This is a genomic window from Gordonia sp. NPDC058843 (assembly GCF_042743165.1).
Taxonomy (GTDB): domain Bacteria; phylum Actinomycetota; class Actinomycetes; order Mycobacteriales; family Mycobacteriaceae; genus Gordonia.
This window is the reverse complement of sequence record NZ_JBHYNC010000003.1, coordinates 196221-216732: the sequence shown is the minus strand read 5'-3', so window position 1 is coordinate 216732 and position 20512 is coordinate 196221. Positions and strand designations below refer to the sequence as shown.

General features: G+C 67.4%; 18 protein-coding genes. 14 read left to right on the top strand and 4 right to left on the bottom strand.

Annotated features, from left to right (window positions below; translation table 11 throughout):
* Positions 1-157 precede the first annotated feature (157 nt).
* From ACFW3F_RS03895 to ACFW3F_RS03885, 3 genes are read right to left on the bottom strand one after another with little or no spacing between them, the layout of a single operon-like run.
* A complete protein-coding gene (locus tag ACFW3F_RS03895) occupies positions 158-3502 on the bottom strand; it encodes an ATP-binding protein (protein WP_388054485.1) in 3345 nt (1114 codons plus the stop codon).
* On the bottom strand, positions 3499-4428 hold the full coding sequence (locus ACFW3F_RS03890) for a DUF4194 domain-containing protein (RefSeq protein ID WP_388054484.1): 930 nt from the start codon (positions 4426-4428) through the stop codon (positions 3499-3501). The genes ACFW3F_RS03895 and ACFW3F_RS03890 overlap by 4 nt, the downstream gene beginning before the upstream one ends.
* A complete protein-coding gene (locus ACFW3F_RS03885) occupies positions 4425-5939 on the bottom strand; it encodes a DUF3375 domain-containing protein (RefSeq protein ID WP_388054482.1) in 1515 nt (504 codons plus the stop codon). The genes ACFW3F_RS03890 and ACFW3F_RS03885 overlap by 4 nt, the downstream gene beginning before the upstream one ends.
* Positions 5940-6064: 125 nt before the next feature.
* On the opposite strand from ACFW3F_RS03885, the gene ACFW3F_RS03880 reads away from it, so the two are divergent.
* Complete coding sequence (locus ACFW3F_RS03880; RefSeq protein WP_388054480.1) at positions 6065-7180, top strand: alpha/beta hydrolase; 1116 nt, start codon at positions 6065-6067, stop codon at positions 7178-7180.
* Positions 7181-7409: 229 nt separating this feature from the next.
* Here ACFW3F_RS03880 and ACFW3F_RS03875 read toward each other — a convergent pair whose 3' ends face one another.
* Positions 7410-8096 carry a ZIP family metal transporter gene (locus ACFW3F_RS03875; RefSeq protein WP_388054478.1) on the bottom strand — a complete coding sequence of 229 codons (687 nt, stop codon included), beginning with the start codon at positions 8094-8096 and terminating at the stop codon, positions 7410-7412.
* Between the two features lie 552 nt (positions 8097-8648).
* Here ACFW3F_RS03875 and ACFW3F_RS03870 point away from each other — a divergent pair.
* The 13 genes from ACFW3F_RS03870 to ACFW3F_RS03810 all read left to right on the top strand — a co-directional run bounded on the left by ACFW3F_RS03870 (position 8649) and on the right by ACFW3F_RS03810 (position 20337).
* Entirely contained in the window at positions 8649-9173 is a 525-nt protein-coding gene (locus ACFW3F_RS03870; RefSeq protein WP_004019804.1) for an MSMEG_0572/Sll0783 family nitrogen starvation response protein, read from the top strand.
* Between the two features lie 187 nt (positions 9174-9360).
* The gene (locus ACFW3F_RS03865; protein WP_388054476.1) at positions 9361-10272 is read left to right on the top strand and encodes a carbon-nitrogen hydrolase family protein; all 912 of its coding nucleotides are present in this window, start codon (positions 9361-9363) and stop codon (positions 10270-10272) included.
* Positions 10265-10660, top strand: a complete 396-nt coding sequence (locus tag ACFW3F_RS03860) for an MSMEG_0570 family nitrogen starvation response protein (protein WP_388054474.1) — start codon at positions 10265-10267, stop codon at positions 10658-10660. Before ACFW3F_RS03865 ends, ACFW3F_RS03860 begins: the two co-directional genes overlap by 8 nt.
* Positions 10657-11925, top strand: coding sequence for an MSMEG_0569 family flavin-dependent oxidoreductase (locus tag ACFW3F_RS03855; RefSeq protein ID WP_388054472.1), 1269 nt, complete (start codon positions 10657-10659; stop codon positions 11923-11925). The genes ACFW3F_RS03860 and ACFW3F_RS03855 overlap by 4 nt, the downstream gene beginning before the upstream one ends.
* A gap of 323 nt (positions 11926-12248) precedes the next feature.
* Entirely contained in the window at positions 12249-13304 is a 1056-nt protein-coding gene (locus tag ACFW3F_RS03850; protein WP_388054470.1) for an MSMEG_0568 family radical SAM protein, read from the top strand.
* A gap of 1 nt (position 13305) precedes the next feature.
* Positions 13306-14736 carry an MSMEG_0567/sll0787 family protein gene (locus tag ACFW3F_RS03845; RefSeq protein ID WP_388054468.1) on the top strand — a complete coding sequence of 477 codons (1431 nt, stop codon included), beginning with the start codon at positions 13306-13308 and terminating at the stop codon, positions 14734-14736.
* Positions 14737-14800: 64 nt separating this feature from the next.
* Positions 14801-15649 carry a carbon-nitrogen hydrolase family protein gene (locus ACFW3F_RS03840; RefSeq protein ID WP_388054466.1) on the top strand — a complete coding sequence of 283 codons (849 nt, stop codon included), beginning with the start codon at positions 14801-14803 and terminating at the stop codon, positions 15647-15649.
* Entirely contained in the window at positions 15646-16785 is a 1140-nt protein-coding gene (locus tag ACFW3F_RS03835; RefSeq protein ID WP_388054464.1) for an MSMEG_0565 family glycosyltransferase, read from the top strand. Before ACFW3F_RS03840 ends, ACFW3F_RS03835 begins: the two co-directional genes overlap by 4 nt.
* On the top strand, positions 16785-17786 hold the full coding sequence (locus tag ACFW3F_RS03830; RefSeq protein WP_388054462.1) for a DMT family transporter: 1002 nt from the start codon (positions 16785-16787) through the stop codon (positions 17784-17786). Before ACFW3F_RS03835 ends, ACFW3F_RS03830 begins: the two co-directional genes overlap by 1 nt.
* Positions 17752-18174, top strand: a complete 423-nt coding sequence (locus tag ACFW3F_RS03825) for a nuclear transport factor 2 family protein (protein WP_388054460.1) — start codon at positions 17752-17754, stop codon at positions 18172-18174. The genes ACFW3F_RS03830 and ACFW3F_RS03825 overlap by 35 nt, the downstream gene beginning before the upstream one ends.
* Positions 18171-19205 (top strand): LLM class F420-dependent oxidoreductase, encoded by a 1035-nt coding sequence (locus ACFW3F_RS03820; RefSeq protein WP_388054458.1) that lies wholly within the window; start codon positions 18171-18173, stop codon positions 19203-19205. Before ACFW3F_RS03825 ends, ACFW3F_RS03820 begins: the two co-directional genes overlap by 4 nt.
* A complete protein-coding gene (locus ACFW3F_RS03815; RefSeq protein ID WP_388054456.1) occupies positions 19205-19699 on the top strand; it encodes an SRPBCC family protein in 495 nt (164 codons plus the stop codon). The genes ACFW3F_RS03820 and ACFW3F_RS03815 overlap by 1 nt, the downstream gene beginning before the upstream one ends.
* 29 nt (positions 19700-19728) lie before the next feature.
* A complete protein-coding gene (locus ACFW3F_RS03810; RefSeq protein ID WP_064570258.1) occupies positions 19729-20337 on the top strand; it encodes an FKBP-type peptidyl-prolyl cis-trans isomerase in 609 nt (202 codons plus the stop codon).
* Positions 20338-20512 lie beyond the last annotated feature (175 nt).

Sequence of the window (20512 nt, the reverse complement as noted above, 5' to 3'; positions counted from 1 at the left end):
GTGCCACCGCAGCAGGGCGACCTTAACTCTGCCGCGACTTGCGCCTCCTCGCCGGAGGTCTCGCGGTCTTCTACGTTATCGAACGGGAACACGATTGCCATGTGATCACTTACAACGGTTACTTCGACTTTCGCGAGTACTCAGCGGGCGAGTTCCTCTATACCACCAACTGACTCCCAGACCGCCGCAGCTCCGAGAACGCCTTAATCCCAGTGGACGTGGCCGTAGCAACCGGCCGCAACTCGGGCCCGGCCTCCGTCTTCGACACCATCACGACGTTGTCCACGTACGGCTGGATCGTGCTGGTGTTCTGGACGGTCGCCACGATGATGAGCTGGAACCCGAACTTGCGGAACGCCGATAGTGCCTGCTGCGCGAACTGCGGGTCGGACTTTGAGAAGGCCTCGTCGAGCATCAGCTGGGCGAAGATGGGCCGGTTGTCGTTGCCGTGGGGGCTGGCGAGGTTGAAGCTCAGTGCGCCCGCGAGGCAGAAGGCCATCAGCTTTTCCTGCTCGCCCCCGGAGTTGTCGCCGGCGTTCGAGTAGGTGCGGATGGTCTCCCCCGACTCGGCGTCGTGCTCTTCGCAGTAGAAATCGAAGCGGTTGCGCACGTCGAGGGCGTCGCGCGTCCACTGGCGGTCCTCCGGGGTGTTGCCGGCGAGGCGTTCGCGCAGCAGCAGGATGTCGGAGTACTGCTCGAGGATCGCCTGCTCGTCACCGAAGGAGACTGCCGTGGCGCGGTTGGAGATCTGGCGGGCCTTCTCCGTCAGCTCCTCGACCGCCGCGAGCTTCTTGCGGCCGGGTCGCAGCCGTAGTCGGGTACCACGGTTGAACGCCACCGCACCAAGGCCAGTGTTGACGCGCTCGATCTGCTCGACGATGCGTCGTTCCTCGGCGTCGGCGGCCATGTGCAGGCCCAGGATCGCACCCGGGGCCTGCTCGGTGATCAGACGGCGCATCCGCTCGTAGGCGGCGGGCAGCTCGCGCTCGTCGATGCGGCGGCAGACGGCGACATAGTCGTGCAGACGTTCGTCGAAGTCGTCGCTGTCGTTCGGGATGGCGTCGGGGAACTCCTCGTCGTAGGTGTCAAGGATGCGGGCCAGCTCGTCGCGGGAGCGTCGCGCATCCGACCGCATTCGGTCGCGCTCACGGCTCGCGGCCTTGACGATCTCCTGGCGGTACGGCTCCGGGTTGAGCACGTCGAGAGTCGCCGAAAGGTCTTCACGGAAGCCGTCGAGGGTCTTCTCCGCCTGTGCAGGAACGTCTTCGGGCTTGAGCCGGTCGATGAGGTCGAGAAGCTGGGTACGGCGGGAGTCCTGGCGGGCGATCTTGTCCTTGACCAGCGCGGCCTGCGAGATCGCGTTGCGCACCTGCTCCCACAGGTCCTCGGCCTTGCGCTGCAGGGCTTCGACGTCGGGGTTCTCCTCGATCAGCAGGTCGTACTGATCGGTGAGCTGATCGACCCGGTCATCGACGGAGTCGACGTCGATCTCGTTCCACTGCGTGAACTGCTCGCACACACGGCGATACGCGTCGCGGCGTCGTTCCTTGGCACTGCGCTCACGATCGAGCTCGGCGCAGTCCTGCCGGGCATCCTCGAACGCCCGCTCCTCGTAGTCGAGTTCGTCGCGCAGCGCAGCGATCTTGGATGCGACGTCGCCGACGAAGATGTACTGCGACCGGCGGAGCTGTTGGCGGTCGTCCTTCACTGCGAGCTTCGCCGAATCCTTGCGCAGGCCATGTTCGGTGACGGCCTTGGCGTATTGGGAGAACTCGCCGGGACTGTCCACGCACATGTGGTTGCCCAGCTTCGACAGGACCGTCATCGCCTCGGCGGCGCAGGGATGCGAGGCGTCGACGGGGCGGAGCTTCGACGCCAGGGTCCCCGGCTCAAGGATCGGCATCGGGCGAGAATCGGCCTGGTGCAGCTGGATCCGGCCGCGCATGTCGTGCGAGTTCACGAAGCGCAGGGCTGCACGGAAGTGCTTGTCTGGCACCAGCAGACGCAGACCCACGTTCCGCAGGACCTTCTCGACGGCCAGGCGCCAACGCTCCTCATCAGGGTCGAGTTCGACGAGTTCGGCGACGTAGCGCAGCTCGGATTCGTCGATCTGCAGCGCGTGTGCGATGACCCGACGCATCTCGTGTTCGGTGCGCGGAAGCGCGGAGCCGGCGTTCTCGACGCGACCGAGCTCCTCCATCGCTGCGTCGCGGCGGGTTCGCGCAGCGACCTCGCTAGCCAGCGCCTCGGCATAGTGCGCGCGTCCGGCGTTGAGCTGGCCGTCGATCTTGGCGGCCTCCTCGGTGAGTTCCTCGCGGAGCAGCCAGAATCCCTCGGCCCGGGTGGGCGGGGTGAAGCCGAGCGCAGAGACCTTGTCCTCGTAGGCGTTGCGTCGGGCGGTGACCTCGGTGCTGAGTTTCTGTGCGCCACCGAGCTGTTCACGCAACGGGGCGAGGTCGCCGGTGGAGGTCGCGATCCGGGACAGCAGCAGGCTGTGGTCCTGGCGGAGCTGGTCGTGCTGGGTGGTCAGGGCGGCGAGATCGCCGTCGAGGCGGGTGATCTGATCATCGAGGTCGGCGACCTCGGGCTGCGCGTTGTGGATCCGCAGGTTGTTGACGTAGCTGCGGATGGTGGTGTTGTCGATCGTGTCGAGCACGGAGAATGTGGCCGCCTCCCCCGCGTACCGCTCGTGCACCTCCTCGATGTTGCCGAGGATGGTGCGCTTGCGGCGCGCGACGTCGAGCAGTTCGCGGGCTTCGACGAGCGGATCGATCTGGTCCAGGGCGTCGGCGATCCCGACGATGCTGGTCGGGGCGTCGAGCATGAACTCCCGCACGAACTGCGCGAGCCCGCCGACGCTCTTGAGCGACTTGGCCTTTCCGAGGAGCTGCTGCGCGGCGTCGGAGCCGCGGATGCCGATGAGCGAGTACAGCGTGGAGAGGTACTTGCCCTCGCCGGGTCCGCCGCGCCAGCCGCGGTCGCGGAACTTGGCCGAGTTGTAGTTGTTGGCGGCCCACTCGTTGCAGGCCTCGACGATGTCGGCGTCGCCGTCGTAGATGAAGTACGAGCTGTGCGCGTCGGTCATCTTGCCCGCGGCAAGCCATTTGAGCACGAGGCCGGTGATGGCCTCGCCGGAGCTGGAGGTGTAGGTGACCGAGATGGCGGCCCAGGCGGGTCCGGTACCGCGCAGGTACATAATCTCGCGGTGGGCGTTGGTGCCGTCGCGCCGCTCACCCCACGCGCCGCGCACGTACTTGCCGACCGTGCGTTTGCCGCTGGACGACCCGGCTGCCGTCGCGTCGCCGGAGGCGTTGAAGTTGCGCCGATGATCAGGCAGGAAGGCCAGCGAGATGGCGTCGAGCAACGAGGACTTACCGCTGCCCGACGACCCGGTGATCAGAGAACCGTTGGGGCTGAACGGGATCGAGTGATACCCGTCGAACACGCCCCAGTTGATCAGCTGCAACCGGGACAGGTGGTATTGGTCGACCTGCCCGCTCACCAGTCGTCTCCTTCGTCGTTCTCGCCGTAGGCGCCATCCAGATCGGCTGGGTCATCGTCGCGTTCCGCAGGCTCGTCGGCGAGGTCCTCTGGCGGTACTTCCCCGGTGTCACCGGATCCGATGAACTGCTCGAATTGCCTTTGCAGATCGGTGATCACCGATGCCGTCATCACCGCGGAGATCACCGGGCTGACGATGAAGGTGCCGGCGTCGTCGCGCTGCTTGCGCAGGAACTCGAGCTCCTCCATCTTGTCGAGGGCGCGTTCGATGCGTTTGTCGAAGAGCGCGAGGTCGCGGTCGATGGTGTTGGTGACGCCGGCGAAGAGCTCGTGAATCTCCTCGCGGGTGATCAGGACGGGCTCGTCACGAGCTGCGCGCACGTACTTGGCCAGATGCAACGCCAGGATGGCGTCGTAGGTGTGAATCGTCTCGCGCTTGAGGATCTTTCGGCCCCAGCGGGAGTCGTAACCGGCCTGCTCGACGAACGCGACCTGCAGTTCGTCGACGATGCGCAAGCGGAGGTCGAGTTCGGAGAGGCGGCCGCGCAGCACGTCCTGATACTCGGCCACCCACGACCACAGCTGCGGCTGCCGGTCTCCGCTGATGTAGCGGCGGGTCAGCAGGTTCTGCAGCGCCCAGCACGCGCGGTCGGGCAGCTCGCTGACGTCACCGTCGAAGCGCGGTGCGTTCGGCGTGTGGGTCGCCGCGCGGTTCGCAACGGTGGGGAGGTCGTCGAAGCCGGCGAATTCTTCGGGGGTGCCCTTCGTGGCTCGCTGCGCTCGCACCTCAGGGGGCAGGGGGTCGTCCGCTCGCACCTCAGGGTCGCCCTTCGTGGCTCGCTGCGCTCGCACCTCAGGGAGCGAGGGGTTGGCTCGCTGCGCTCGCACCTCAGGGAGCGAAGGGTCGGTGTCATCGGTGGTGGTCATTCGGCGTCGACCTCCGCAGTCGGAATCGGTTCGGTGAAGGTCAGGTCGGGCACTTCGATGGCGTGGTCGTCGCCGATGAGGGACCGGAATCGCACGGTGGTCATCGGCACCTTCTCCCCTGCCGCTTGCTGTTTGGAGGCCCACGACCACAGGACGATGACGTGCGCGAGGTACGGCTCCTCGAGTCCTTCGATCACGTCGGCGAGGGCGACGGGCCCGGTGGCGACCGCGGCATTGACTGTGTCGGTGAGTTCGGTCGTGTCGACCTGACCGGACAGCGACGCGAACGAGGTGAGGTCGGCGTCGAGGGTCGCCGGGAGCGCCGGTGCGGGCGGCACGTGTTCGCGGATCTCGAAGGCGAGCCGGCCGATCGAGTTCACCGTCGGCGCGGCCAGGGGTAGCTCGTAGCCGATGCGACGGTCCGCGAGCGACGTCTTGAGCAGCTCGTTGGCGGTGGCCAGGGCGTCGTTGAGCTGACGGGCCAGGCCGCGGCTCTGCTCGAGCGTCCCGGACGCGACGAAGCGTCGAATACGGCGGGCACAGCGCTGCCGGGTGCGCCCGACCTCGGCCATCTGGTGGGTGACGAGACCGAAGAAGTTGTCCATCACCGACCGGAGCCCCGCGTCCATGCCCGGGAAGTTGTCGACGATCGTCTCGATGTCGGCTTTGAGGCGCGCGCGGCGTTCCGGGTCCTGGATCATCTGCGAAAACGCCTGGTACGACGCGGACTGCGGCGAGTCGAGAAGCGCCTCGTAGTCGTCGAACAGTTGTCGCTGACGATCGCGGTAGGCGAGGTCGGAGTCGCCCGGGTCGTCGAGCAGCGCGGTGGTGATGCGGTCGAGCATCGTGCCGTACTGGCCGATGTCGGAGATGATCTGCTCCATCTGGTAGCCGATGGTGCGCGCGGCGTCCTCGGCGATCCGGAGGTCGACCGGGGGTCTGCGGCCGGCGTCGAGGTCGGCGAGTTCGGCGTCGAGGTCGGACATCTGCGCTTCGATGTCGGAGCGAATCTGATCCGGGTCGTTGCTGACTTGTCCCGCCACACGGTGCAGTTCGGCCGCGATTCCGGTGATCGAGCCGCCCGTCGCGATGGAGTCCTCGCGCCGCTGGCGTCGCATGAAGTCCAGGACCGAACGCGCCTCGCTGGTGAGATGGCACAGGTTGGGCGCGTCCGGGTCGGAGGCGTCGGTCACCCGGTGCAACCAGCCCTGGCGGGCCCACATCTTGACGAGTTCGAGGCCGTTGGCCTGATCGGTGAGCTCGAGGTCGGCGAGGTCGCGGTCCAGGCGCACCGTCAGCTCGGTCTCCGACAGTTTGGTGCCGTAGTCGAGGTGGCGTTCCATCAACGTGACGTAGAGGGCCGAGTTGGTGGCGGCGAACAGGCGGCCCACCGCCGACTTCTGGATCGAGCGGTTCGATTCCCACGCGTCGGCCAGCGTGAGCTGCACGGACTCGGGACCGCTCGACGCGCCGGGGGCCTCGACCGGAGCCGGGAAGGCTGAGAACTCCATCGCCGCCTCACGGGGATCTCGGGGACTAGAGGACCCGGGTAGTCTGCCACGCCTGGCAGCCGCCGCCCCCACCCGGTGGGTCGCGTGTCCAGCCGCGTGCGAGATGCGTCGCTACCCTGAGCGGCATGGTGATGGCTGATCGTCCGGAGGTCCAGACCGCGTCGGCGCCGGTGACCGCGCTGACTGTTGTCGGACTCGCGCAGAGCATGGTCAACGGCCTCGCGCGGGTGCCGTTCCGCAAACCCTGGTCGGGTCCGTCCGGGCTGCTCGACAATCTCGGCCAGTCGGTCACCCGGCAAACCATCCGCGCGTTCATGGGCTACTCGATGGGGCTGCCGATCGAGGAGTTCCGGTCGATGGAGAAGATCCTCGACGACGTGTGCCGTGTCGTGATGCCGCCCTTCGTCGAGCTGACCGACGGCGTCGAACTCACCGACGACATCGTCGGCGGCGTGCCCGGGCTGTGGTGTCGGGCCAAGGCGAGTTCCGACGCGTACGTCGACGACGATTGCGAAAAGGAGGAGATCGGCGCGACCATCCTCTACCTGCACGGCGGCGGATACATCGGGACCTCGCCGATGATGTACTCGGCGTTCGCGTCGTCGCTCGTGCGGATCTCCGGCCACGAGGTGTTCATCGCCGACTACCGGATGGCCCCCGAATTCCCTTTTCCCGCAGGTGTTCACGACGCCGCGGACGTGTACCGGGGGCTGTTGGGGCGCGGTGTCGACCCCGATCACATCATCGTCGCCGGCGACTCCGGCGGCGGCGGGCTCGCGGCGTCGTTGGTCGCCTACCTTCATGACCACGACCTGCCGCGACCGGGCGCGCTCGCGCTGTTCTCGCCGGAGATCGATCTCGACCTCGACCATCCGTCCATCACCGAGAACGCCCAGTACGACATCCTCCCCTGGAGCATCCCGGTGACTCCGTACCTCCACGGTGTCCAGCCGAACGATGCGCGGGTGTCTCCCATCAACGGCGAACCCGACCCGTCGTGGTTCCCGCCGACGTTCGTCTGCTGGGGCGGTAGCGAGATGTTCCGCGACGGCATACGAGACTTCGCGGCCCGGCTCGAGGCGTCGGAGGTACCGACGCACGCCATCGAGGAGGACGGCATGTTCCACGTCTTCCCCATCCTCATGCCGTGGGCCGAGGCGTCGAAGCGGGTGTTCCGGGCGTTGTCGGAATTGGCCGACGGGCACGTGGCGGCCGATCCGGAGGCTGCGCAGACGCACTGAGGTGGCCGCCAGTCGCGGCCTCGGCTGACATGCGCCCCAGAGTCGGCCCGTCGTCGAGAACCGCCCCAGTGATGCGCCCTCCATACGGGAGGCGCCGACATAGCGTCGACGCGGGCGTCCTCGAGGGTGTGTTCCAGGGGTGGTTTTCGGCCCGGGGTGGATCCCGGGGGTGGAAATCCGGGGCCGCGCTGCGAAATCGATGCGGTGGAACCGGCGCATCCCGGCCGGCTCAGCCGAGGACGAACGCCAGCAAGAACCCGCCAGCGGTCGCCAGGCCGACCCACCAGCCGCCTTCGCGGTACGCCTCCGGCATCAGCGAGTTGGCGAGCACACCGAGCGTCGCGCCGCCAGCGAAGGCCTGGACGACGCTGATCGCCGTCGTCGGAATGGCGTCGGCAATCGCATAACCGCCCACCGTGACAGCAACGAGAACCACAGCAGTGAACATCCACATCGCCAGCGCCGAGCGGATCGAGGCGTCGTGCTCACGACGCATCAACGACGCTCCGCTCACCGCCTCCGGCACGTTACCGACGGCAATCGCGACCACCAGGACGAGCGAACCGCCGGCCGTCAGCGAGACACCGAGAGCGGTGTTCTCCGGCACGCCGTCGAGGAACACGCCGATCATCAGTGCGGGGCCGATCGCCGACGACCCGAGCTTGGTCTCGACGAGTCGGTCGGCGACGACGTAGACCGCCGTGCCAGAGAACAGCGCCAGTGCCGCCACCCCGGTGCCGGCCTGGCTGAAGGCGGGCTCGAAGAGTTCGGTCGAGACGGCCGCGATCATCGTGCCCGCGCCGAAGGCCATGAGCGTCGCCAAGATCGCATTCGGCAGATTCCATCGCAGACCGATCGCCGCGCCGACCGCGATGGGGATGGCGGTTGCGAGCCCGTACAGAACCGCAGTGAGCATGAGGACAACGTTGCTCTGTGTTGCGGGTGATTGCGAGTGCGACGCGCAGGGGTGTGGTGACTGGTTGCGGGGACCCTTCGTGGCTGGTCGACCTCGACGCGCTCCTTCGTCGTTTGCTCGCCCGGCGGCTTGCGCTCCTCGTACCTCGGGGAGCAAGAGGTGATGAAGGATCCGCAATCTGACAGGTCACAGAATTGCGGATACCTCGGTGGACCCTGCTGGGGCGCGAGGGATACACTGGGTCTTGTCCGACGAACCGGTCAGACCCCCGACCCGACCGGTTCGTCGGATATTTTTATGCCCGGCTGCGCGAGTCGGTCGACCGACCAGGGTCGTGTTACGCGATTTCGCGGCTTCTTTATTCCGCCGGAAACCATTCGGTAATCGATGGCGAGTGAACTGAGTGTCGTAGCAAGCAATAGCTACTCGATGAGACCGGATCTCCGGTCGAACGACTCAGGGCAATGATGCCCGATCCACCCTCGCACGTCGAGCCGCCATGCGGCCGAACACTCAGAGACACCGTCTCGTCTCGCCATCCCAGGAGTTCTTGTGCCTTCATTCGACGAAACCATCACCGAGAACATCGCCGCGTCGCTGGCGGAGATCCCGCACCCCTCACTTCCCAAGGGCTCCAACATCTATGGCGGCACCAAGATCTTCCCGGACTACCAGGCCGAGAACGGTGAGTCGTACTTCACCCTCGTGCACGGCATCGCTCACGAGTCGTCGGTGTCGTTCGTCGCCGTGCTCCAGGCGACTCGCGCACTCCGCAAGGGCTTCGAGTCGGCGATGTACTTCTACGGTCCGGGTGCCATCAACTGCCTTGCCACACGAGGATTTCCGACGACCGGCGACTCCGGGTTCCCGGGCGAGCAAAACATCAACAACTCGCTCGAGACCTTTATCTCCGAGGGCGGGACCGTGTTCTGCTGCCGCTTCGGGCTCGCCCTGCACGGTGGGCGTGAAGAGGATCTGATCGAAGGGGTCATCCCGGCACATCCGCTCGACGTCCAGGATGCACTCATCCACTACGCCCGCAAGGGCGCGATCATCAACTCGACCTACATGGTCTGAGCTCGGTCCAGATGTGTTGGGCGGGAGTGGTTTCGACACGGCTCGTCGCTACGCTCCTCGCCTGCTCAACCAGCGGAGGCCCGGGCGCCGCTCGTGCGCCTGGGCTGCTCAACCAGCGGAGGCCCGGGCGCCGCTCGTGCGCCTGACCCCCTCAGCCCACAGAACCATCACCGACTTTGGGAATCACATGACCACCATCGGAACCGTCGCGGCGAACTTCACCCGCGATCTCGAGCAGAACTACGCGACGATCGAACAGTACGTCGCCGAAGCACGAACGCGGGGCGTCGACTTCCTGGTGTTCCCGGAGGCGGCGATCGGCGGATACCTGTCGTCCCTGGGCAACCACGGCGACACGCAGAAGAACAGCAGCCGGTCGTTGCCGCCGGCGATCTCCCTCGACGGGCCCGAGATCGCTCGGGTGCAGTCCATCGTCGGAGACCTGGTGGTGGCCATCGGGTTCTGCGAGCTCGGTGAGGACGGCGAGACCCGCTACAACTCGGCCGCAGTCCTCGACGGGAACCGCATCTACGGCAGTTACCGAAAGGTGCACCAACCGCTCGGCGAGAACATGTCGTATTCGTCGGGCACCGGGTACGACGTCTTCGACACTCCCGTCGGCCGAATCGGCCTCCAGATCTGTTATGACAAGGCGTTTCCTGAGGCAGCGCGGATCATGGCGCTCAAGGGCGCCGAGATCATCGCCAGCCTGTCCGCGTGGCCCGCGGCGCGCACCGCAACCGCCGAGAATCTGCAAGAAGACCGGTGGACATACCGGTTCAACCTCTTCGACACCGCGCGCGCTCTCGAGAATCAGGTGTTCTGGGTTGCGGCCAACCAGAGCGGCACGTTCGGTTCGCTGCGCTACGTGGGCAACGCCAAGATCGTCGACCCCGGTGGGAACATCCTCGACACAACGCTTCTCGGCAGCGGCCTGGCCGTCGCGGAGGTGGACATCGCGGAGAGCTTCACCGCCATGCGGGCCGGCATGTTCCACCTGCGGGACCGGCGTCCCGAGGTGTATGGGATGCTCGTCGAGGCCGATACCGACCCTGACGCCACCGCTGGCTTCGCGTGGCGGGACCTCGCCCATGCCTGAGATGACCGTTCAGGTGCGGTGGCCCGACGGCCTGTTCCGCCAGTACTACTCCCCCAGCCTCGTCCTGCACGACCACCTCGCGCCGGGCACGTACCGCGTCGACGACTTCCGCTCGCGCGCAACGACAGCGCTTGATGAAGCCAGCGCCAGGGTCCGTGCCAAGTACGGCTTCGCGTGTACCTCGGCCGCTGCGTCGGCGGAGGAGATCGCTGTCGATGCAGGACGGCACGCGGATTCGGCTGAGGTCGAGGTGGTGTCGATGTACCCGCCGCTGCCGGGTGCGGAGGTGGCTTCGACTCGGGGCGTCGCTTCGCTCCGGCCCGGCTCAACCAGCAGTGGGCGCCCCGGCTCAACCAGCGGTGGAACCGGCAGTGAGGAGCAGTCATGAACGCACACGTTCCGGTTGTCGTCATCGGCGGCGGTCAAGCCGGCCTCTCGGTCAGCTGGTACCTCGGGCAGGCGGGCGTCGACCATCTCGTCGTCGAGGCCGACACCGCGGTTCATGCGTGGGCCGACAAGCGCTGGGACAACTTCACCCTCGTCACGCCCAACTGGCACTGCAAGCTCCCCGGATACACCTACGACGGTCCGGACCCGGACGGGTTCATGACCCGCGACGAGGTCGTGGAGTGGCTGCACGGGTGGCTGGAGACGTTCGAACCGCCGCTCGTCGAACACACGAAAGTCACTCGTCTGCAGCGGTTGTCCGGTGATCGGTTCGAGCTCACACTCGGCGGTCCGGATGGGGTGCGCTCGCTCACCTGCGACCAGGCCGTCATCGCGACAGGTGGATACCCGTTGCCGGTGGTGCCATCGTTCGCACCGTCGCTCAATCCGGCTGTGCACCAGCTGCACTCCGAGGAGTATTTCAACCCCGAGCAACTGCCCGACGGTGCCGTGCTGGTCGTCGGGTCGGGTCAGTCGGGCACGCAGATCGCCGAAGACCTCCACCTCGCGGGCCGGCAGGTGCACCTCGCGATCGGCAACGCGCCGAGAGTCGCCCGGTTCTACCGGGGGCGCGACTGCATGACCTGGCTATCGGACATGGGTCTCTACGACACCCCTACCCAGGAGTACCCCGGCGGACGGGCCGCGCAGGAGAAGACCAATCACTACGTCACCGGGCGAGATGGCGGCCGCGACATCGATCTCCGACGCTTCGCAGTCGAGGGAATGAAGCTCTACGGCGTTCTCACCGACGGCAAGGACTCGACGCTGCGGTTCGCCCCGACGCTGTCCGCTGCCCTCGACCAGGCCGACGCCGTGTACAACTCGATCTGCGGCGACATCGACCGGCACATCGAGAAGCTGGGTATCGAGGCGCCGGAAGCGTCGCGGTATGAACCGGTGTGGTCGCCTGAGATCGATCCCGCGGAACTCGACCTCGCGGGAGAGGGCGTCACCTCGATCATCTGGGCGATCGGCTACCGACCCGACTACCGGTGGATCGAAGCCAGCGCCTTCGACGGTGGTGGCCGGCCCATGCAGACTCGCGGGATCACTGAGGTTCCCGGACTCAGTTTCGTCGGACTGCCGTGGATGCACACCTGGGGGTCGGGGCGGTTTCTCGGTATCGACCGGGACGCGCGGTTTGTGGCGGAGCATGTCGTCGAAGCGGTGTGTGGTCGTGTGCGATTGGTTGTTGCGCAGTAGGTTTGGGGCATTTTGTTGAGCTGCGGTTGGGTTGGGCAGATCGGGTCACCAGGTGGCTTCGACTCGACGCCTCGCTGCGCTCGGTGTCGGCTCAACCAGCGTGGGGTACGAACCCCTTCGCGGCTCGTCGCTTGCGCTCCTCGCACCGCAGGGAGCGATGGGGGTCGGGTCGCAAGGAAGATCACGAACCCTTCGTGGCTCGTCGCTTGCGTTCCTCGCACCTCAGGGAGCAAAGGGGCCGAGTCGCAGCGCAACTCGCTTAACCCTTCGAGGCTCGTCGCTAGCGCTCCTCACACCTCAGGGAGCAGAGATAAGGAGTACCCATGACGGTATCCACACGAGTCGACCTGGCGTTGCTCGGTATCCGCGGTGATCCGCCGTTGCAGCGCAGTGGCGGTGCGGGGCCCAGCGACGATGGACACCTTATGGTCGATGGGTTGCATGCCGCGATCCCGCGGAACCCGCGGAGTCCGTTCGTTTTCGACGGTGATCGCGTGCTGTACGACGGGGTCGACATCGGTGTCGAGGTGAGCGCGATCGGGCGCCCCCGCTTCTACGACCTGCAGACCGCGGACGGGGTGAGCTACGAGAAGATCGCCCGCCTGCACGGCCGCAACGTGCTGGCGACCACGGTGCTGCAGACCTGCATTCGCTACGCCGAAGACCAGCGGTGCCGGTTCTGTTCGATCGAAGAGTCGCTGAAGTCCGGCTCGACGATCGCGGTGAAGAAGCCCGAGCAACTTGCCGAAGTTGCCCGGGCAGCTGTCGATCTCGACGGGATCACCCAGATGGTCATGACCACCGGCACCAGCGGTGGGCGCGACCGCGGGGCCCGTCATCTCGCCCGGTGCGTCCGCGCCATCAAGGCGGCGGTGCCGGAACTCCCGATCCAGGTCCAGTGCGAGCCACCGGCCGATCTGGCCGTCCTCACCGAACTGCGGCAGGCAGGCGCGGACGCCATCGGCATCCACGTCGAATCCCTCGACGACGACGTGCGGCGTCGGTGGATGCCCGGCAAGTCGACGGTACCGATGGCGGAGTACCGCGCGGCCTGGGGCGAGGCGGTCCGGGTGTTCGGCCGAAACCAGGTGTCGACGTACCTGCTGGTCGGTCTCGGCGAGGACACCGACGAAATGATCGCGGGCGCCAAGGAACTGGCCGACATGGGCGTGTACCCCTTCATCGTGCCGTTCCGGCGTCACGCGGGGACCCTCGCCGTCGACGTCGACAACGCTCCCGCACCCGACCCGACGATCGTCGAGAAGATCAGCCGGGAGGTCGCCGGTCATCTGAGTGTCATCGGGATGTCCGGGTCGGAGCAGCGTGCGGGCTGTGCGGCCTGCGGTGCCTGCAGTGTGTTGCCGACGGTCGGAGGCTGAGGTGTTGTCACGGGGCGAACTGTCGATCCTGTCCGGGCTACCGCGAACGACTCCCCGGTCGGAGTTCCTGATCACCGTTGCGGACAACTCGCAGGAACACGCTTCGTATCGCGCGCTGCGACACCGCGAATTCGTCGAGCGCCAGGCACTTTTCGAGCGCACCGATCTCGACGACACCGACGATGACCCACGTACCACGGTCCTGATCGCGACACTGCCCGACGGGACGATCGCGGGCGGGGTGCGGATTGCACCTACACCGTGGGCGGGATCTGAACACGTCGACATCGGATGGTGGTTCGGGAGCCGGCTCGTCGTCGCCGATCCCGGACTCGCCGCCGGAATCGGTCCGGCGCTGGTGCGAGCGGCATGCGCGCACGTCGAGCAGTTGGGTGCCCTGCGTTTCGACGCCACGGTGCAGGATCGGTACGCACCGATGTTCATCCGACTCGGCTGGTACGACCACGGCCCGGGTCCGCGCATCGAAGGACGGTCGCATCGAGAGATGCGGTACCCAGTCGACCGAATCCAACGCACGGTCGACGGGACGAAAGCGGTTCTCGCCGAGGCGCTCGCGCCGTTCGCGAACATGCCGGGCGGCCTGGGGTCCGCCGGGTTCCGCGGCGACGACGGCGTTCCGGTCCCCGGTACCGACGTGATCGCGGCCTGCGACGCGATCATCCCGTCGATGATCGAACGCGATCCCGAATGGGCGGGTTGGTGTTCGGTGCTCGTCAACATCAACGACCTCAGTGCGATGGGCGCCCGGCCGCTCGGCCTGCTCGATGCCGTCGGGGCGCCGACGACGTCGCATCTGACGCGCATCATCCGCGGCATCAGCTCGGCCGCCGCAGCCTGGCGCACACCGGTTCTCGGTGGTCACACCCAGGTCGGCGTGCCGTCGGCGCTGGCGGTGACCGCGCTGGGCACGACGGATCGCCCGCTCCGCGCCGGCGGCGGCACGGTCGGTGACACCGTGACCCTCCACGCCGATCTCGGCGGATCGTGGCGTCCCGGCTATCACGACCGTCAGTGGGATTCGACGAGCTCACGCAGCAGCGACGAACTCTGCGCCATGGCGTCGCACCTGGCGAACCTGGCACCTGCGTCGGCCAAGGACGTCAGCATGGCCGGCATCGTCGGCACGCTGGGCATGCTCGCCGAGGCATCGGGAACGGGTGCCGAACTGGACGTGACGGCGGTGCCACGACCCGTCGACGCGTCGATGGGTGCGTGGCTCACCTGCTTCCCGGGTTACGCGATGCTCAGCACCGACCGTCCCGCCACCCGACGCGCGGTACCCGCACCGGACACCGTGACGACCGTCGACTGCGGTCGCTTGACCGCTGCACCGGGGATCCGGCTGCGGTGGCCCGACGGTGAGACGACCGTCGCCGTCGCGTCGACCGTTACCGGGTTGGGCGCCGCGTGAACCACTGGGGCGTGACTCTCGTGCGACCGAGCCCGGGGACGGATTCGACCGGTACAGTTCGCCCATGAGGACGGTCACCCTCGGAGCCCTCGCCGCGCACTTCGGACGCGACGTCGACCGCGGTGTCGCCAAAGCGGTCGGCATCGTCGAATCCGCGGCACGTGACGGCGTCGATCTCCTCGTCTTCCCCGACGCCTCGCTCGGCGGGTACCTCGGCGACCTGCGAAACCCCGACCCGGCCGAGTTGCCGCCCGCGCTGCACCCCAACGGTCCGGAACTTGCCGCGATCGCGGCCGCCGCCGGTGACATGACCGTGTGTATCGGTTACACCGAGGCCGTCGGCGAGCGGCGCTACAACACCGCCGTCTGTGTCACCGGCGACGGCATACTCGGCGCCCACCGCAAGGTCCACCAGCCGGCCGGCGAAGCGCTCGCCTACGCGGCCGGCGACGAGTTCAGCTCCTTCGACACCCCGGTCGGCCGCCTGGGCATGCTCATCGACTACGACAAGACGTTCCCGGAGTCGGCGCGCACGCTGGCACTCGACGGCGCCCGGATCATCGCGGCGCTGTCCGCGTGGCCCGCCAGCGTCACCGACCGTGCCGCTCGCCTGCCCGCCGACCGGCAGTCACGCCTGTTCGACCTCTACGACTGCGCCCGAGCTGCGGAGAACCAGGTCTTCGTCGTGTCGTCGAACCAGACCGGGGTGATGGGTTCGCTCCGCTTCCTCGGACAGGCGAAGGTCGTCGGACCCGGCGGCGACGTCTTGGCCACCACCCGATCGAAAGGTGGATTGGCCACGGCAACAGTCGATGTCGATGCCGAGGTCGACCGCGCCCGGCGGGTCCTGAGTCATCTCGGCGAACTCCGGCCGGACACCTACCGGTCGACGACGTCGGCGGACCAGCGATGACCGGGGCGCCGAATCCGTCACTGCGCGTCGCACTGCTCACCTACTCGACGAAACCCCGTGGCGGCGTGGTCCACACGCTGAACCTGGCGGAGGCGATGGCCCGGCTCGGTGTCGATGTCACGGTGTGGTCATTGGCCCGAGGCGGCGACGAGGGCTTCTTCCGTGCCGTCGACCCGGCTGTCCGGGTGCGGCTCGTCACCTTCCCCGATCGCGAGAACGAGACGATCACCGAACGCATCGTCCGGTCGATCGACACCCTGCGGGCGGCCTTCGAGCCCGGCGCCTATGACATCGTGCACGCGCAGGACTGCATCAGCGCCAACGCCGTCGGGACGTGTATCCGCACGATCCACCATCTCGACCAGTTCACGACGCCCATCCTCGTCGACTGCCACGAGAAGGCCGTGGTCAATCCGTATGCGCGGATCTGTGTGTCGCGCGCGGTCGCCGACGAGGTCGAATCGGGCTGGGGCCTCACCCCCGAAGTCATCCCGAACGGCGTTGCGTATGAACGCTTCGCCCGCGCAGCGTCGGATGATGCCGATGCCTCCGAAGCGCGTCGACGCTGGTCGGATCAGCTCGGCGACTACGTGCTGGCCGTCGGCGGGATCGAACCGCGCAAAGGCAGCATCGACCTGCTCGACGCGTATGCCGTTCTGCGCACGGCTCATCCGGAACTGAAGCTCGTCTTCGCCGGTGGCGAGACCCTGTTCGACTACCGGGACTATCGCGCCGAATTCGACCGTAGGCGAGCCGAACTCGACGTCGAGCCGATTGTGCTCGGCAACGTGCCCGACGACGACCTGCCGTCGCTCGTCGCCGGCTGCCGCGTGCTCGCCTTCCCCTCGGTCAAGGAGGGCTTCGGCCTGGCCGCGATGGAGGCCCTCGCCGCGGGAAGTCCCGTTGTCGCGAGAGATCTCCCCATCCTTCGGGAGGTGTTCGGCGACACCGTCACCTATGCCTCGACCGTCGCGGAACTGACCGATGCCCTCGGCGCGTCGCTCGTGCCCGACCCCCGGCGCGTGGCAGCGGGCCGCACCCTGTCGGCGTCGCTGACGTGGGACGACGCGGCACGGCGGCACCTCGAGTTCTACGCGCGGCACCCGCATCCGGCGACACTCGCCGACGCACAGTGATGAACGACCAGCGCACGACCGAACGCGCCGGGATGCTGGCCGTGGCACTCACCGCGATCCTGTGGGGCACGTCGGGCACCGCTGCGGCGATGGCGCCCGAACTCAGCGCGGTGACCATCGGCGCGATCGCCATGTCCGGCGGTGGCCTTCTGCAAGCGGCGGTGAACGCCCGCGCCATCCGTGCGGCGTGGTCGTCGTTGATCGGGCAGTGGCCGGTCGCACTTCTCGGCGGCATCTGCGTGATGATCTATCCACTGTGCTTCTTCGGGTCGATGCGCATCGGCGGCGTCGCGCTCGGAACGGTCGTGTCGTTGGCGTCGGCGCCGCTGTTCTCGGCGGTGATCGAACGAGTTGCCGACGGGCGGAGGCTGACCCTCCGGTGGACGATCGCCTGCGCGCTGGGCATCGTCGGCAGTGCGGCGCTTGCACTGTCGCGGAGCGAGTCGTCGCACGGGGACACGTTGTCCGGCAACCATTCCGCTGCGCTGGGTGTGGGACTGGGCCTGCTCGCGGGCATCACCTATGCGGGGTTGTCGTGGGCGATGCGTCGCCTGATGAACAGGTCCGTGCCGCGCGGGGCCGCCGCCGGAAGCGTCATGGGTCTGGGTGGTGTGTTCCTGCTGCCGATCGTCGCGGTCGGCGTACCCGCGGTGGTCGCGCACCCCGAGACGTTGGGCGTCCTCGCCTACCTCGTCCTGGTCCCACAGTTCCTCGGATACGTGCTGTTCAGCCGAGGGCTCGGGCGGATCGACAGTTCGACCGCCACCACCATCACGCTGATCGAGCCCGCGGTCGCGACCGCGCTGGCCGTCGGGGTGCTCGCCGAACCGATCACCGCGGTCGGGTGGGTCGGCATCGCATTACTGGCCACCGCTCTGCTGGTACTCCTGGCTCCTCGCCTTCCTACATCAACCGGACCGGCATCCACTAGCGTCGAAGCAGAATCATCGACAGGGAGGTCGACGCATGAAGCAGTTCCGAGAGGCCGTCGAGGCGCGTGACGAGCAGGCAATGAGGGCACTGCTCGCCGACGACGTGGTCTTCACCAGTCCGGTCGCATTCAAGCCGTATCCGGGCAAGGCGATCACATCGGCGATCCTGCGGGGCGTGCTGCGGGTCTTCGAGGACTTCCGCTACATCCGCGAGATCAACGACGCCGGCGGGCACGACTCGGCGCTCGTCTTCGAAGCCGTCGTCGGCGGCAAGAAGATTACCGGCTGCGACTTCATCCACGTCAACGACGACGGAAAGATCGACGACCTCATGGTCATGGTCCGCCCGCTGTCGGGCGCGCAGGCCGTCGCCGCCGCGATGGGCGCGCAGTTCGACCAGATCGCCGCGGAGGCTGCCGCCGAGTCGGCCTCGGAGTCCAAGGGGGTCAGCCAGTGAAACTCGGTCTGCAACTGGGCTACTGGGGTGCGCAACCGCCGACCCACCACGCCGAGATCGTCGCCGCGGCCGAGGCCTCCGGCTTCGACAGCATCTTCACCGCCGAGGCCTGGGGATCCGACGCCTACACGCCGCTGGCCTGGCTCGGGTCGTCGACGGAACGTGTCCGGCTCGGGACGTCGGTGCTGCAACTGTCGGCTCGTACACCGACCGCATGCGCGATGGCCGCGCTGACCCTCGATCACCTGTCCGGCGGACGGCACATCGTCGGGCTCGGCGTCTCGGGACCGCAGGTCGTCGAAGGCTGGTACGGGCAGAAGTTCGCCAAGCCGCTGGCCCGGACCCGCGAGTACATCGACATCATGCGCCAGGTGTGGGCCCGCGAGGCGCCGGTCAGCAGCGCCGGGCCGCACTACCCACTCCCGTTCGACGGTGCGGGTGCATCGGGACTGGGCAAGACACTCAAGCCGATCACTCATCCCCTGCGCAGCGACATCCCGGTGATGCTCGGTGCCGAGGGGCCGAAGAACGTTGCGCTCGCCGCCGAGATCGCCGACGGCTGGCTGCCGCTGTTCTACACGCCGCGCATGGCCGACACGTACAACGAATGGCTCGACGAGGGATTCGCACGGCCCGGTGCACGACGCAGCCGCGAGGACTTCGAGGTGTGCGCGACCGCCCAAATCGTCGTCACCGACGACCGCGAGGGCACCTACGCGGCGATCAAGCCGTTCCTGGCGCTGTACATGGGCGGGATGGGCAGCGAGGACACCAACTTCCACGCCGAGGTCTACCGTCGGATGGGCTACTCCGACGTCGTCGACGAGGTGACCGCACTCTTCCGCAGCAACCGCAAAGACGAAGCGGCGCAGATCATCCCCGATGCCGTCGTGGACGACTCGGCGATCGTCGGCAACGTCGATCACGTACGCGAACAGATCAAGGTCTGGGAGGCGTGCGGCGTGACGATGATGCTCGTGTCGCCCGGCAGCGTTGCCGAGGTCGAGCAGCTGGCGGAACTGATCCGCTGATGCTCTCCCCCGCCCGCGTCACCGTCATCGACACGGTCGTGCAGTTCGACGCACCGATCGACGTCACCTTCGAATACCTCGCCGACCCCGCCAATCGGCCGGAATGGCAGTCGAGTCTGCGTCGGATCGACGACCTGCGGCCGATCGGTGACCTGGCGGGTGACGTCGGCACCAGCTGGACCGACATCACCGTCGTGCCCGGGGTGTCGCCGCGGATGGAGGTGACCGCCTGTGAGTCTCGTCGACGGTGGCAGGAGATCGGACGGTGGCGGTCCGTTGATGCGGTGCTGACGTTGACGTTCGCCGAACGCGGCGGGGGCGACCGGCACGGAGGCGAGCGGGATGGGGGCACCGACGTGCATGCTGAGGCGGTGTTGACGGTGCCCGCGGTCGCCGGGCTGGTACTGAGCGCGACGCGATGGCCGGCCGCGCAAGCCGTGCGGGCCGATCTCGAGCGGGCTGCCCGACTGTTGGCCGGTCGGGGCTCTCGGTGAGGGGCCGTGCCTCGGGTAGCGTTCCGAGGGTGAACATCAAGAACGTGACCCTCGCCCTCGGCACCGCTCTCGTCCTGGCTGTCGCCGGTTGCAGCTCTGACTCCGATTCCGGTTCGGGCACAACGGAACCCACTGCGACTGCGGCGACCGGTGGCGCTGAGACACCGGCGGCAGGAGCGGAGAGTTGCCCGACCGCACCCGCGAACGCCGAGGCCGCACCGCAGTGGACCGAGCAGGGCACCACCGGCAGCCTGCAGATGGTCGCATCCACCGCGACCGAAGCCCCGGACATCACCGTCGAGAACCCGTTCAGCGTCGATGCCACCCAGGTCAAGACGCTCGTCGAGGGTGACGGCGCCGTCGTTCCGGAGACCGCATCGGTGTCGGTCTGCTACGTCGGCGTGAACGGCCGCACCGGCGAGACCTTCGACAGCGCCTACGCCAACGGCTCCCCCGCCACCTTCCCGCTCGACGGCGTGATCCCAGGATTCAGCAAGGCCATCGCGGGACAGAAAGTCGGATCCAAGGTGGGCGTCGCCATGACGTCGGCCGACGGTTACGCGCAGGGCAATCCGCAGGCGAACATCGAGGTCGGTGACACCCTCGTTTTCGAGATCAGCATTCTCGGCGCGTCGTAGAAGGCATGCGCGGGAATCACTTGGTGACTTCGGGTCACCAAGTGATTTCGACTCGGCTCCTCGCTGCGCTCGGTGCCGGCTCAATCAGCGGGGGTGGCTCATCGACCACCGGCCCATCAGATCCTCATGGACGGCTCGTCCTACCGACCCCGTGAACGACACGGGCGGCCAGCGA